This is a genomic window from Pseudomonas koreensis, assembly GCF_012986595.1.
Classification (GTDB): domain Bacteria; phylum Pseudomonadota; class Gammaproteobacteria; order Pseudomonadales; family Pseudomonadaceae; genus Aquipseudomonas; species Aquipseudomonas koreensis.
Window position 1 is genome coordinate 210,851 of record NZ_JAAQYM010000004.1, and the last position, 12,589, is coordinate 223,439.

The window sequence follows — 12,589 nt, forward strand, 5'->3', positions numbered from 1 at the left end:
CACTTCGGCAATGATCGGCTGCAACTTGTCGAGAAACTTGTTGAACCAACCGGCCAACTGACCCAGTTCATCCTGCTTGTCGTAGGCCAGGCGGCGGGTCAGATCGCCTTCGCCACTGGCAATGTCTTCGAGCATGTTGGCCACGCCGAGGATCGGTCTGGTCACGCTGCGCGCCATCAGCCACACCAGCAGCAGGCCGACCAGGGCTGCGAGCACGCCGAGGCTCAGTTCGATCAGGGTGCCGGAATTATTGCTCGCATCCAGTTGTTGCTTGAGTGCTTCGGCGCGCTCCACCAAAACCTTTTCCGGCACATCAAGCAACACCGCCCACGACGGCCCGCCCGGAATCGGCTGGAACGGCGACAGCACTTTCAACTGGCCGTTGCTGTGCAGGCTGCTGACGCTGCTGCTGGTACCGAGCTGACGCAGCAGTTCGGCGCCACTGACGATGTCCACGGCATCCAGACGCTTGCTCAGTTTGCTGGCATCCGGGCTGTAACCGGCGAGCAGGCCGACCGGGCTGATGATGCTCACGGCGGTCTGGCCGTCATAGAGCTTCTTGCTCGCGCCCTGGCTGATCGCCTGCAGGCTGTTGAGGTTGATGTCCACCGACAGCGAGGCGATGACTTTGCCGTTGACCATCAGCGGGAAGACGATGCTGGTCATCAGCACGTTCTGGCCATCGATCACATAAAAGTACGGTTCGATCACACACGGTTTGAGCGTGGTGCGCGGGCAGGTGAACCAGGCGTTGGCAGCCTGACCACTGGGGCCGGTGCTGGTGTCGGCCATGTCGCTTTCCGGCAGGGCCATCGAGGTAACCTTGCCCGGGGTCGGCTGCGACCAGTACAGGGCGAAACGGCCCTTGTCGTTGCTGCCCAGTTCAGCTTGACCGGCGAACAGTTCATCCTTGCCGTCCAGCGCGTTGGCTTCGAACACCAGCGACAGGCCGAGCAGTTCCGGGTTGGCCTGCAGCGCGGACTTGACCTGACGGGTCATGTCTTCGCGCAGGTCAAAGGCGTCGAGGAAGCGCTTTTCCGCCTGTTCACGCAAAAACAGCACCTGACGCGAGAAGCCGTGGCCATATTGATAGGCGTCCATGAACTGCTGGCGAATGCCGGCAGCCTGCACTTCGCCCTGCGATTCAATCCGCGCCTGGGCCGACTCGGTCAGCATCTCCATGCTCGAAGCCTTCACCAGCTCGGAGCTGTGCTCCATGCGGTACAGCGAAAGACCCACCAGCAGGGTCACGATGCCCGCCAGGCAAAGGCCGGCGAGCAGGGTGATTTTCCATTGAATGGAAAGTTGTCTGAGCGACATGGAGACGTCCTTATTCGATAAATATCTGAGACTTTGCACTGTAACGGCCGCGTTTCGGCTTTCTTTATTGTTCAAACGCAATATGACTGATTGCCGCAGCTGAGTGACATTCAGACCCCTGTGGCGAGGGAGCTTGCTCCCGCTGGGGTGCGTAGCGCCCCCAAACCCTGCTAATGCGGTCATTCAGGCATAACGCGTCTACCGGGTTTGCGACTGCTGCGCAGCCGAGCGGGAGCAAGCTCCCTCGCCACAGGGATCTCCTGCGCATCACAGGGTTCTCCATTGCCAGTTACATTTCAGTTCAGCCGCTCGCTTTGACACCGCCGCCACTCTGCGGCACAGTGCGCGCCCTTCTAATAAGACCCTCTTTGCAAATCCGCCGGTGCTCCGTGGGCGGACTCATCCTGTCTGGCGGTGATCGTTCATCGCAGTGTTTTTGAGGTAGTGAAATGAATGCAGTGATTGCTGCGGTCGGCGTCATGCTGATCCTCAGCCTGTCCCGTGTGCACGTAGTGATCGCCCTGATCGTCGGTGCGCTGGTCGGTGGCCTGACCGGTGGGCTGGGCATCGACGCCACGCTCAAGGCGTTCAACAGCGGCCTGGGCGGCGGCGCGACCGTGGCGTTGTCCTACGCGTTGCTCGGCGCTTTCGCGGTGGCGATTGCCAAGTCCGGCCTGGCCCATGCTCTGGCCGACAAAGCGCTGGCGATGGTCGACCGGCAACATGCGACCGGCGGTGGCAGCGTCAAATGGCTGCTGATCGGCCTGCTCTGGGTGGTGGCGATTGCCTCGCAGAACATCCTGCCGATCCACATTGCGTTCATTCCGCTGCTGGTGCCGCCACTGTTATACGTGCTGACCAAGTTGCAACTTGATCGCCGGCTGATCGCCTGCGTCATGACGTTCGGCCTGATCACCCCGTACATGTTCCTGCCGGTGGGCTTCGGCAACATCTTCCTCAATGAAATCCTGCTGGCCAACGTTGCGCGCAGTGGGGTCGACATCAGTGGCATCAACGTCACTCACGCCATGGGCATTCCGGCGCTGGGCATGGTGTTCGGCCTGGCGATGGCGTTCATCAGTTACCGCAAAAAGCGTGTCTACGACCTGGCGAAGATCGAGCAGGTCGAGCAGGTGGCGGTGCAGTACAACCCGCTGAGCCTGATGATCGCCGGTGTGGCGATTGCGGCGGCGTTCATTGTGCAATTGCTGCTGGACTCGATGATTATCGGGGCGCTGGTCGGCTTTCTGATCTTCTCGGCGTCCGGCATCGTCAAGTGGCGCGAAACCGATGATCTGTTCACCGAAGGCATGAAAATGATGGCGATGATCGGCTTCATCATGATCGCCGCGTCCGGGTTCGCCGAAGTGATGAAGGCCACCGGGGAAGTGCAGACCCTGGTCGAATCGTCGGCCTCGTGGATCAATCACAGCAAGGGGATCGGCGCGCTGCTGATGTTGCTGGTGGGGCTGCTGGTGACCATGGGCATCGGTTCGTCGTTCTCCACCGTGCCGATTCTCGCGGCGATTTTCGTGCCGCTGTGCGTGCAACTGGGCTTCAGCCCGCTGGCGATCGTCTGCATCGTCGGCACCGCCGGGGCCTTGGGTGACGCCGGCTCGCCGGCCTCGGACTCGACCCTCGGCCCGACCTCCGGTCTGAACATCGACGGCCAGCACCACCATATCTGGGACACCGTGGTCCCGACCTTCCTGCACTACAACCTGCCGCTGCTGGCGTTCGGCTGGGTGGCCGCGATGGTCCTCTGATTAAAAGCTGAAGATCAAAAGATCGCAGCCTTCGGCAGCTCTTACACCAATCCCTGTAGGAGCTGCCGAAGGCTGCGATCTTTTTTGGGTTCAACTTTTGCTTTCGCGTGCCGTTAACGCCTTTAACCACGCCAATAAAACCAAAAGAGTGAGCCCCCCAATGCGCTTGAGTCTCAAGGCCAAAGTCCTGTCCCTCGCGGTCCTGCCGGTGTTGCTCTTTGCGCTGGTCATCAGCCTGACCACGCTGTTCATCCTCAAGCAACAGGCGCACACCGAGGTCGAGCAGACCCGCGAACGCCTGCTCGCCGACGCCAAGGCCACCCTGCAAAGCTACGTCGCCGTGGCCATGACCACGATCAAGCCGCTGTACGACGCGGCCGCCCCCGGTGACAACGAGGCGCGGGCGCAGGCGATCAAGCTGCTGTCGGGCATCCGCTACGGCAAGGACGGCTACTTCTTCGGCTACGACTCCGAGACCGTGCGCCTGTTCAAGGCCAACGACCCTGAAGGCGTGGGCAAAAGCTTCAAGGACAACCGCGATCCCAACGGCGTCTACGTCAACCGCGGCCTGGTGAGCGTGGCGAAGGACGGCACCCACTATCTGCAATACAGCTCGCCGCTGCCGGGCAACGCCAACGTGCTGGTACCGAAACTCGGCTACACCGAGTACCTGGCGAAGTGGGACATGGCGGTGGGGACCTCAGTCAACCTCGACGGCATTGAAGCGCAGGTTGCATTGGTCGAAGCGCAAGTGCAGGAACGCATGCAAGGCGTGATCCTCAGCATCGTCGGCGTGGCGGTGCTGGTGCTGCTGGTCATCGCCGCAGCGGGCATGCTGCTGGCCAATACCATTCTGCGTCCGCTGACTCTGATGAAAGCCAACCTCGACGACATCGCGGCGGGCGAGGGCGACCTGACCCGCCGGCTGAACATCACCAGCCAGGACGAGCTCGGTGAACTGGCCGGCTCGTTCAACCGGTTCGTCGACAAGATTCACGGTCTGGTGCGGCAGATCACCGAGATGACCACACAACTGACCGGCCTGGTGACCCAGGTTTCGGATCAGGCTCAGCGCTCGGATCAGGCGATGGAGCGTCAGCGCCACGAGACAGATCAGGTCGCCACGGCGATCAACGAGATGTCTGCAGCCGCCCAGGAAGTCGCCAAGAGCGCGCAGAACGCCGCGGTTGCCGCGCAGCAGACCGATGAAGAAGGCCAGAGCGCCAAGCGCGTGGTGGCCGGCAGCATCAAACAGATTCATGCGCTGGTGGATGACATTCGCAGCAGCGGCGTGTCCCTCGACAGCCTGCAGCAGGACGTGTCGTCGATTGTCGGCGTGCTCGGGGTGATCCGCTCGATTGCCGAACAGACCAACCTGCTGGCGCTGAACGCAGCAATTGAAGCTGCACGCGCCGGTGAGGCCGGACGCGGCTTTGCCGTGGTGGCCGATGAAGTGCGGGCGCTGGCCAGCCGTACGCAGATCAGCACCCAGGAAATCCAGGGCATGATCGATCGCTTGCAGGCGGGAACCCAGTCGGCGGTCGAGGCGATGCGCCGCTCCAGTGAGGCGGGCGATGGCACCTCGGCGCAAGCCAATCAGGCCGGCGCGTCGCTGGATGCCATGGCGGAATTGATCGCGACCATCAACTCGATGAACGCGCAGATCGCCAGTGCCGCGGAAGAGCAGACGGCGGTGGCCGAAGAGATCAACCGCAGCGTGCACCAGATCGCAGTGGCGGTGGACAGCGTGGCGGATGAGACTCAGTTGGGCGCGCAGACTTCGCGCAGTCTGGCTGAACTGGGGCAGCGGTTGGGCAAACTCGTAGGCCAGTTCCGTATCTGAAACCCAGTGCAGAACGCTGTGTAGGAGTTGCCGAAGGCTGCGATCTTTTGATCTTTTAAAAGCAAGATCAAAAGATCGCAGCCTTCGGCAGCTCCTACAGGGAGCGCGTAGGACTCAGGGTCTGTCCCAGTACGGCACTTCGCCGAAGCACTCGATGAAGAAATCAATCACCGTGCGCACTTTCACCGAAAGCCGCCGGCTCCCCGGCCACAGCACCGCAATCTGCTGCGGCTCCAGACTGTTCGACACCTGATACTCGCGCAGCACCGGCACCAGCGTGCCCTCACGCACCGCTTCACCAATCAGCCACGACGGAAACATCACCAGCCCCAGGCCTTGTTCGGCGGCCTGGGTGAGGGTGTCGGCGTGGTTGCCGGTGATCGGGCCTTTGACCGAGTAAGGCGTCCAGTCGCCCTGATCCTGACGGAAGAACCAGCGCTGCTGGCCGGTCGCACCTTTGTAGGCCAGGCACTGGTGCTGCGCGAGTTCGTCGGGATGCTGCGGAACGCCGTGGCGTTGCAGGTAGGCCGGGCTGGCCGCGACCTGAAAGCGATGCGGCGCGAGAATCCGCGCCTGCATGCTCGAATCGTGCAGCGGGCCGATGCGAAACAGCAGGTCGGCGCCTTCCTGCAACGGGTCGACGTAATGGTCGGTCTGCTGGATGTCCAGTTGCAGCTTCGGATAGCGCGCGCACAACTGACCGAGCCACGGCGTCAAATGCCGCTGGCCGAACACCACCGGCGCGTTGATCCGCACCAGCCCGGTGGGCTCGCTTTGCTGTTCCTGCAACGCCTGTTCGGCCTCCTCCAGTTGCACCAGCACCAGCCGTGCGTGGTGGCCGAGCATGCGTCCGGCCTCGGTCGGGGTGACGGCGCGGGTGTGGCGGTAGAGCAATTGCTGGTTCAGCGCCTGCTCCATCAACTGGATCTGCCGCGAAATCGAAGAGGGCGCCACACCCTCGCGGCGGGCGACTTCGGAAAAACTGCCGTGGTCGAGCACCGCCACAAACAGCCTGAGTGCCTTGAATCCCAGTTCATTGAGCCCGTGCATCAATCTTCCTGCTGTGCGAGTTACGCAAAAGTGTTGTCCGGATGCTCCCATTTATCGCACAGCGGCGCCAGCCGATAATCCGCGCCATCGTTTACTTTTACGGGTTTTGGTTATGCAGACGTTGGATGAGGTAAGTGTGACGGCGCCGGTGAGCAAGCCGGGGTTGCGCCTGTTGTTGCTGCCGCTGGTGATTCTGGCCGGCATGGGGTTGTCGGTGGAGGCGGGGTTGCTCGGGCCATTGGGGGTGCAGGTCGGGCACCTGTGGGCGACCTTGAGCATCTTCGGCGTGGGTTCGGCGATCCTGTTTTTGCTGTTGCTGTTCGCCGGCCCGCAGAAGGGCCCGGCGCTGACCGACTTGCCACGCTGGCAATTGATCGGCGGCTTCCTCGGGCCGATGTACGTGGTGGTGCTGACCCTGGCGACGCCGCATATCGGGATTGCGATGACGATGATCGCGATTCTCTCCGGGCAGGTGGGCAAGAGTGTGCTGATCGACCATTTCGGCTGGTTTGGCGCAACACGCAAGAAGGTCAATGCCGAGCGGTGGCTGGCGTTGGGGCTGATTGTGGTGGCACTGGTTTTGATTGCGCGGGGGTGAGTGATGAGTCTGGTTATTTTGTTGGCAGTGGTGGTGTTGGCCGGTGCGGTGTTGAGTGTGCAGGCGGCGATCAATGGACGTCTGGGCGAGACCGTCGGGGTGTTGCGCAGCAGTTTGCTGACGTTTTTCGTCGGGGCGGTGACGACCGGATTGTTGATTCTGTTTTTTGAGCCGGCGCATGCGGTGAGTTTGCTGGATGTACCGAAGTGGCAGCTCTGCGGTGCGCTGTTTGGCGTGGTTTACATGATGGTCATGGTCGGTGCGGTACCGGTGGTCGGGACGGCGGTGGCGACGGTGGCAGTGATTGTGGGTCAACTGGGGATGGGGATGCTGATCGACAACTTTGGCTGGTTGGGGAATCCGGCGATCGAGCTGTCGTCTTCTCGGGTGTTGGCGATGGTTTGTCTGGGGTTGGCCTTGGTCTTTATGTATCGCAGTAGTTCGCGTTCTGTTGACTGATTTTTTGGGCCGTATCCGTTGCTGCGGTAGCGACGGCGGCCCAAGAGTCGACCCTCTCTGACTGACCGCACCCAACCCCCACGTAGGAGCTGCCGAAGGCTGCGATCTTTTGCTCTGCTTTGGCTTTTGATCTTTTGCCCCTTCGGCAGCTCCTACACTGGTATTGACGGCTTATCCCAAAAGCCCGGACAACCACCAACAAAGGAGTCTGCCCCCATGCCCGATAGAAAATGCGATTGCCCCGACTGTAAATGCACGATCAAAGAAGGCGAGCACGCCTACGCCGTGCACGGCAAACACTACTGCTGCGAAGCCTGCGCGCACCATCACAAGAGCGGTGAAAAGTGCTCAAGCAAAGGCTGCCATTGCGGCCCACCCAAATAATCGCGGGCATAAAAAAGTGGAGCCTAATCAGGCTCCACTTTCAGTTTCAGGCTCTCATCATCCAGCCGTTCGGTATGCCGCACCGTGCCTTGCAACCGTCGACCCTCCACCCACACCACCACGGTTTTCGCCTGGTGCAGATCTTCCGGTAACGGCGCCGGTATGCACAGGGCGAAGCTATAAGGGTCGTCTTCGACAGCCTCAAGACCCACCTGACAGTCCACGCTCTTGGTGATACGGCCGAACAGGGTGTCGAGGCCGTAATCCAGATGCGCCTGGCTGAAGAGGTTGCTCATGTGTATCCCCCGAAAAGTCCCCGTTACCTGGTCAGCGTCTAGCTCGCGGGTCGCCATGTGACGTTTTCCACGCCGAATTTCTCCGCCATCGGTTTGCTGGTCTTTTGCACTTTTTCCCGGCCGAAGCGCGGGATACGACCCACGCCTGCGTCGCAGCTTGCCCAGTGCCACGCCTCGGCATTGTCCATTTTGTCCGAGCGGATAATGAACGATTTCGGCGTGCCGTGAAGGGTGTAATCGATGACAAACAGTTTTGCGTTGTTCATAAAGCCCGTAATCCTCCCTGTGGTATTAGAAGGATCGCGGCGCGCCGGGAAAATTCACTCGGATTGTCCGACGGTATCTATCGTTGGCGACACATCGGCGCACTGGTTACCATGGCCGCTCCACCAACCCCCTATGAATGCTCGCCATGGCCCTCGCCGCGCCCCCCGATCTGAGTGATACCGATGTGCCGGTGCAGCCGCTGGCGCGCACTTATCCGCGTGGTTTGTTCATCGAGCCGCACGAGCATGTCTGGGGTCAGTTGCTGTACGCAATGAGCGGGGTGATGTGGGTCGAGACCCCGCATGAAGCGCTGGTGGTGCCGCCGCAGCGGGCGGTGTGGTTGCCGCCCGGGGTGCCGCACGGGATTCGCGTGGTCTCGGATTTGCAGATGCGCAATATCTACCTGCGCCCGGCGCTGGCGGCGACGCTGGATGCGACGGTGCAGGTGATCGAGGTCGGCGGGTTGCTGCGGGAGTTGATCGTCGGGCTGGTGGAGCAGGGCGACAGTGGCGACCAAGCTTATTACGACGCCTTGGTCGGGCTGGCGCTGCTGGAACTCAAGCGCGCCCGGCGCTCGCAACTGAAGATCCCGCTGCCGGACGATTCCGACCGGCGCCTGATGAACCTGTGCCAGGCGGTGATGGCCGCGCCGTCGCTGGACATTCCGTTCGAGCAGCACGCGGAAAACGCCGGGGCCAGCGTGCGCACGCTGGCGCGGTTGTTCAAGGACAGCCTCGGCATGGGCTTCGCCGAGTGGCGGCGGCAGGTGCAGTTGGCGACGGCGGTGGCGGAGTTGATTCAGGGCGTACCGGTGAGTGCGATCGCCCGGGAGCTGGGGTATTCGCCGAGCAGTTTCAGTGACATGTTTCGCCGCGAACTGGGTGTGGCCCCCTCACAATTCAACACCACGCACACCCTGTAGGAGCTGCCGCAGGCTGCGATCTTTTGATCTTGTTTCTAAAAAGCAAAATCAAAAGATCGCAGCCTGCGGCAGCTCCTACAGGGGATCGCAATGCTGGGACTTGGCCGAAATTCAGAAGTCCTTGGCCGGTACCGTTTGCAGCCTTTCCCTAGACTCTGCCCATTCCTTTTAGCGGCGGAGTTTCCCCATGAACTACCTGATTTCGCTGGCCATCGGACTGGGCGTCGGCCTGCTCTATGGCGCACTGCATTTTCGTTCACCGGCGCCACCGGCCATCGCCCTGGTGGGGCTGCTCGGTATGCTCGCGGGTGAGCAGTTGTGGCCGTTTGGCCGGCAGCTGGTTGCCGGTTGGTTCTCGTGAATTTTCCCTTTTTCCTTCGGTGGATGTCCTCATGAAAGCACTGCAATTCGATCAAACCGGCGACCTGTCTTCCCTGCGTTTCGTCGACATCGCCACTCCCGTGCCCGGCGCCGACGAGGTGCTGGTCGAGATCAAGGCGGCCGGCCTCAACCCCAGCGACGTGAAGAACGTGCTCGGGCGTTTCCCCTACACCACGTTGCCGCGGATTCCCGGGCGCGATTTTGCTGGCGTGGTGGTTGAAGGCCCGCAGGCGTTGCTCGGCCAGGAAGTCTGGGGCACCGGGCGGGAGCTGGGCTTTTTTGCCGATGGCTCGCACGCGCAGTTCGTCAAGCTGCCGGCCAATGGCGTGGCGCACAAACCGTCGCACCTGAGTTTCGCCCAGGCCGCCAGCCTCGGCGTGCCGTACACCACGGCGTGGGATGCGCTGGAGCGCAGTCTTGTGAGTGCTGAAACCCGGTTGCTGGTGATCGGCGGCGGCGCAGTGGCGACGGCGGCACTGGCACTGGCCAAGGTCCGTGGGGCGCAGATACTGGCGGCGGCGCGGCGACCGGAGCAGGTCAAGGACTTGCAAGTGCAGGGCTATCCGACGATCCAACTGGATAAGCCCGAAGAACTCGGCGCCCAGGTCCACGCGGTGTACAGCGGCGGTGCCGATGTGATCTTCGACACCACCGGATTCTGGCTGCCCGCCTCGGTGGCGGCTTTGGCAGCGTTCGGCCGCATCGCGATCATCGCGGCACCGGTCGACGGCCATGTGCAGTTGCCGGCGCTGGCGCTGTACCGCAAGGGCGGTTCGGTGGTCGGGATCAATTCGCTGCTGTACGGCGTGCAGGCCTGTGCGGCAATGCTCGAGCAGTTCGGGCGGTTCTTCGATGAGGATCGGCTGCCATTGCCGCAGGGCTTGGTGGAGGTGCCGCTGGCTGAAGGCCTGGCGCGTTATGCCGAGGTGAATCAGGGCAGCGGCGACAAGATCATCCTTATCCCCTGACTCAGCCACAAACCCTGTAGGAGTGAGCCTGCTCGCGATGGCGTCAATTCAGTCGACAAATTCGGCGGCTGAATAACCGCCATCGCGAGCAGGCTCACTCCTACAATTGATTGGCGCAGGTTTCAGGACTGCGGCACGCCGTTTTCCCACGCCGACCAGTTTTTCAGAATGTCCTGCACCAGCGGATTGCCTGCGCGATAGAGGTTTTCCAGCGCCGGCACGAAGCCGCCCTGATCGGCGTACTTCAGCAGGTTGTCCACTTCGCTGCCGCCCGGCGCAGGGCGGTCGAAGTCGGAGCCGGCACGCACCACCGCCAGACGCTGCACATCCACCAGACCTTCGCGACTGGCGCGCAACAAGGCCTCGTAAGTCGAGTTGTCTTCCTGTTGCGTGGTGCAGTATTCACCCTTGTTGTCGGTCAGCAGTCTGGTCCAGACCTCGGCGCGTTCGCTCAGGCGTGTGCCGGAGAACCAGGTGTTGCCCGCCAGCGTGTCACAGCGCGTGACCACCGGTGGCTGGTTGGCCGGGGCTGACGGGTATTTCAGGCGCCACGCCGCCGATTCCTTGCTCTCGCTCAGCTCGACCTTGTGGCTCAGGGCGAAGGCCTTGGCCTGCAGTTTCGGGTTGAGTTCGAAGACTTCGGTCTTGTAGTCCAGCGGCGGTTTTTCGTTGGGGCCCTGGGTGTTGATGCCCAGGTATCCGGTCGGCCAACTCGACGGCGCGTCACGGGAATCCAGCTCCCATTGCGTGCCGAACTCGACCAGATAGTGCGCCCATGCAGCGGTGCCGATGGTCCCGTGTTTCGGGCTGATGCCGGCAATCCCGGCGATCAGGAAGTAGCTTTTGCGCAGGTCGAATTTCGGCGACAGCGCCAGTGCCAGGGTCGAGGCCGCGGCGTTGGTCTGGCCCATGCCGGTGGTCAGCAGGCACACCTGTTGCGCGTTGCAGCGGACCGTCGGGTACTCGGCAGACAGCCCCGGCACGCGGATTTCCTGCTTGAGGTCGAGGCGCTCGATCCAGTTCTGCGCCTCGGGGGCGAACATGGTGATCAGCAGCACTTTTGGCTGGATGGGTGCTTCAGCCGCCCAGGTGGTGGAAGAGAGCAGGGCCGCAGCGGCCAGGGTCAGACGCGTCATTGCTTGCATGAGAATCTCCTGAATTCAGAACTGGTAGCCGATGCCGGCGTAGTAACCCCAACCGTTGGAACGTGCGCGGAAGTTGCCGTCGCCGAAGTTCAGCTCGCTGCCGTCCTCCCAGTTGCCGCCGTTGTGGAAATAACGTCCGACCAGGGTGAAGCGCAGGTGGGTGAACGAGTACAGCAAGACGTTGGTCGCCACCGTGGCGTTGGCGGTGCGTGCCGGGTTGTCCTTGTGCAGGTCCGAGCCGAAATCGAAGTTGGTGAAGCCGATGTAGGTCAGCGAGGCGCCGTTGCTGAATTTGTCGATGGGCACGATGTACTTGAGCTGCGCGCGGTAGCCGTCCCACGAATACTCGTTGCTCGCGCCGTAGTTTTCCCACTGGTAGCGCCCGTACAGGTTGGCCGACAGGTTGACCCGCGAATGGGTGTCGATGTCGGTGCCCAAACCGCTGTACAGGGTGTTGGCGCGATTCTCCTTGCGGCTGCCGTGATCGTAGATCCAGTCGAACGCCACGTACCATTCCTTGAACGGGCCGATGGCCAGGCTGCGGCCGGCGAGGTAGTCGATGGAGATGCGCGGCTCGTGCTCCATGAACACCGGCGAGCCGTGGTCCCACACGCCTTTGTCGTGGCTGTTGCCGATGTTGAAGATCTTCGGGATGTCGACGTAGCCGTACAGCTCGAAAGGGCCCTTGCGCCCGAAGTATTCGTATTCCAGGTAGATATCGTCGGCCGGTTGCGGACCGAAACTGATGTCCTTGCTGCCGATCAGCGTTAGGTCCTGGTTGTACCAGTCCGAGAGGTAGGCGCCTTGTTTCGGCGGGCTGGCGTCGGGGCTGAGGGTTTCGCCTTGCGCCGATTCTTCGGGCAGCGCCGGTTGCGCCAAAGCGCTGTGGCTGAGAACTCCGGTAACGGCGGTCAGTAGCAGGGAAACAGCGAACGTGCGCGCAAACGGGGCGCGAAGAGGGGAAGCGGCGTGCATTCAAAGTCCTTTTTTTGCGGATCGAGGCCCGGATTCTGCGGGTCTGTACGGTTTTGTTACGAAAAAGCCGTTATAGGCAGGTCGCAAACGTTTGCACAAGGCGTACCAAGTCTGCCCCGGTGCCCTTTGCAGGCGCTGGGGCAAGCTGCGATCTTTAAGATCATGATCAAAAGATCGCAGCGTTCCGCGGCTCCTACAGGGGATGTGGCGTACTC

The 12,589-nt window shown here is 61.9% G+C and carries 13 protein-coding genes and 2 pseudogenes; 9 read left to right on the forward strand and 6 right to left on the reverse strand.

Translation table 11 applies throughout. The annotated features are described in order from the left end of the window. Window positions 1–30: 30 nt before the first annotated feature. A pseudogene (locus HBN98_RS28265) lies at window positions 31–1,503 on the reverse strand (cache domain-containing protein); the annotation flags it as partial. Between the two features lie 266 nt (window positions 1,504–1,769). Here HBN98_RS28265 and HBN98_RS13935 point away from each other — a divergent pair. The 3 genes and pseudogenes from HBN98_RS13935 to HBN98_RS28275 all read left to right on the forward strand — a co-directional run bounded on the left by HBN98_RS13935 (window position 1,770) and on the right by HBN98_RS28275 (window position 4,929). Then, window positions 1,770–3,086, forward strand: coding sequence for a Na+/H+ antiporter family protein (locus HBN98_RS13935; protein WP_064586861.1), 1,317 nt, complete (start codon window positions 1,770–1,772; stop codon window positions 3,084–3,086). Window positions 3,087–3,246: 160 nt separating this feature from the next. Beyond that, a pseudogene (locus tag HBN98_RS28270) lies at window positions 3,247–4,071 on the forward strand (cache domain-containing protein); the annotation flags it as partial. A 102-nt stretch (window positions 4,072–4,173) separates the two neighbouring features. After that, complete coding sequence (locus HBN98_RS28275) at window positions 4,174–4,929, forward strand: methyl-accepting chemotaxis protein (RefSeq protein ID WP_371260415.1); 756 nt, start codon at window positions 4,174–4,176, stop codon at window positions 4,927–4,929. Between the two features lie 114 nt (window positions 4,930–5,043). Here the strand turns inward: HBN98_RS28275 and HBN98_RS13945 are convergent, their stop codons facing one another. Further along, on the reverse strand, window positions 5,044–5,979 hold the full coding sequence (locus HBN98_RS13945; RefSeq protein ID WP_083366406.1) for a LysR family transcriptional regulator: 936 nt from the start codon (window positions 5,977–5,979) through the stop codon (window positions 5,044–5,046). A gap of 112 nt (window positions 5,980–6,091) precedes the next feature. Between HBN98_RS13945 and HBN98_RS13950 the strand changes: the two genes are divergently transcribed. From HBN98_RS13950 to HBN98_RS13960, 3 genes are all read left to right on the forward strand, one after another. After that, complete coding sequence (locus tag HBN98_RS13950) at window positions 6,092–6,577, forward strand: DMT family transporter (protein WP_083366405.1); 486 nt, start codon at window positions 6,092–6,094, stop codon at window positions 6,575–6,577. Window positions 6,578–6,580: 3 nt separating this feature from the next. After that, window positions 6,581–7,036 (forward strand): DMT family transporter, encoded by a 456-nt coding sequence (locus HBN98_RS13955; RefSeq protein ID WP_064586865.1) that lies wholly within the window; start codon window positions 6,581–6,583, stop codon window positions 7,034–7,036. A gap of 216 nt (window positions 7,037–7,252) precedes the next feature. Beyond that, window positions 7,253–7,420: a metallothionein gene (locus tag HBN98_RS13960; RefSeq protein WP_082920300.1), complete on the forward strand. Its 168-nt coding sequence runs from the start codon at window positions 7,253–7,255 to the stop codon at window positions 7,418–7,420. 23 nt (window positions 7,421–7,443) lie between these two features. Here the strand turns inward: HBN98_RS13960 and HBN98_RS13965 are convergent, their stop codons facing one another. Both HBN98_RS13965 and HBN98_RS13970 read right to left on the reverse strand, forming a co-directional pair. Continuing rightward, window positions 7,444–7,716 carry a hypothetical protein gene (locus tag HBN98_RS13965; RefSeq protein ID WP_083366404.1) on the reverse strand — a complete coding sequence of 91 codons (273 nt, stop codon included), beginning with the start codon at window positions 7,714–7,716 and terminating at the stop codon, window positions 7,444–7,446. A 38-nt stretch (window positions 7,717–7,754) separates the two neighbouring features. Beyond that, complete coding sequence (locus tag HBN98_RS13970; RefSeq protein ID WP_003223528.1) at window positions 7,755–7,982, reverse strand: DUF6555 family protein; 228 nt, start codon at window positions 7,980–7,982, stop codon at window positions 7,755–7,757. A 137-nt stretch (window positions 7,983–8,119) separates the two neighbouring features. Between HBN98_RS13970 and HBN98_RS13975 the strand changes: the two genes are divergently transcribed. From HBN98_RS13975 to HBN98_RS13985, 3 genes are all read left to right on the forward strand, one after another. After that, complete coding sequence (locus HBN98_RS13975) at window positions 8,120–8,905, forward strand: AraC family transcriptional regulator (RefSeq protein ID WP_083366403.1); 786 nt, start codon at window positions 8,120–8,122, stop codon at window positions 8,903–8,905. A gap of 187 nt (window positions 8,906–9,092) precedes the next feature. Next, window positions 9,093–9,266, forward strand: a complete 174-nt coding sequence (locus HBN98_RS13980) for a DUF1427 family protein (RefSeq protein WP_083366402.1) — start codon at window positions 9,093–9,095, stop codon at window positions 9,264–9,266. A gap of 31 nt (window positions 9,267–9,297) precedes the next feature. Then, the gene (locus HBN98_RS13985) at window positions 9,298–10,254 is read left to right on the forward strand and encodes a quinone oxidoreductase family protein (protein ID WP_083366401.1); all 957 of its coding nucleotides are present in this window, start codon (window positions 9,298–9,300) and stop codon (window positions 10,252–10,254) included. A gap of 122 nt (window positions 10,255–10,376) precedes the next feature. Here the strand turns inward: HBN98_RS13985 and HBN98_RS13990 are convergent, their stop codons facing one another. Then, window positions 10,377–11,399 (reverse strand): purine-nucleoside phosphorylase, encoded by a 1,023-nt coding sequence (locus tag HBN98_RS13990; protein WP_083366400.1) that lies wholly within the window; start codon window positions 11,397–11,399, stop codon window positions 10,377–10,379. A 15-nt stretch (window positions 11,400–11,414) separates the two neighbouring features. Continuing rightward, complete coding sequence (locus HBN98_RS13995) at window positions 11,415–12,374, reverse strand: nucleoside-specific channel-forming protein Tsx (RefSeq protein ID WP_083366399.1); 960 nt, start codon at window positions 12,372–12,374, stop codon at window positions 11,415–11,417. Between the last annotated feature and the right edge of the window lie 215 nt (window positions 12,375–12,589).

What these genes read in the sequence shown, in the direction of transcription:
- HBN98_RS13935 (WP_064586861.1), top strand. Translation starts at nt 1,770, where the DNA reads ATGAATGCAGTGATTGCTGCGGTCGGCGTCATGCTGATCCTCAGCCTG.
- HBN98_RS28275 (WP_371260415.1), top strand. Translation starts at nt 4,174, where the DNA reads ATGGAGCGTCAGCGCCACGAGACAGATCAGGTCGCCACGGCGATCAAC.
- HBN98_RS13945 (WP_083366406.1), bottom strand. Translation starts at nt 5,979, where the DNA reads ATGCACGGGCTCAATGAACTGGGATTCAAGGCACTCAGGCTGTTTGTG.
- HBN98_RS13950 (WP_083366405.1), top strand. Translation starts at nt 6,092, where the DNA reads ATGCAGACGTTGGATGAGGTAAGTGTGACGGCGCCGGTGAGCAAGCCG.
- HBN98_RS13955 (WP_064586865.1), top strand. Translation starts at nt 6,581, where the DNA reads ATGAGTCTGGTTATTTTGTTGGCAGTGGTGGTGTTGGCCGGTGCGGTG.
- HBN98_RS13960 (WP_082920300.1), top strand. Translation starts at nt 7,253, where the DNA reads ATGCCCGATAGAAAATGCGATTGCCCCGACTGTAAATGCACGATCAAA.
- HBN98_RS13965 (WP_083366404.1), bottom strand. Translation starts at nt 7,716, where the DNA reads ATGAGCAACCTCTTCAGCCAGGCGCATCTGGATTACGGCCTCGACACC.
- HBN98_RS13970 (WP_003223528.1), bottom strand. Translation starts at nt 7,982, where the DNA reads ATGAACAACGCAAAACTGTTTGTCATCGATTACACCCTTCACGGCACG.
- HBN98_RS13975 (WP_083366403.1), top strand. Translation starts at nt 8,120, where the DNA reads ATGCTCGCCATGGCCCTCGCCGCGCCCCCCGATCTGAGTGATACCGAT.
- HBN98_RS13980 (WP_083366402.1), top strand. Translation starts at nt 9,093, where the DNA reads ATGAACTACCTGATTTCGCTGGCCATCGGACTGGGCGTCGGCCTGCTC.
- HBN98_RS13985 (WP_083366401.1), top strand. Translation starts at nt 9,298, where the DNA reads ATGAAAGCACTGCAATTCGATCAAACCGGCGACCTGTCTTCCCTGCGT.
- HBN98_RS13990 (WP_083366400.1), bottom strand. Translation starts at nt 11,399, where the DNA reads ATGCAAGCAATGACGCGTCTGACCCTGGCCGCTGCGGCCCTGCTCTCT.
- HBN98_RS13995 (WP_083366399.1), bottom strand. Translation starts at nt 12,374, where the DNA reads ATGCACGCCGCTTCCCCTCTTCGCGCCCCGTTTGCGCGCACGTTCGCT.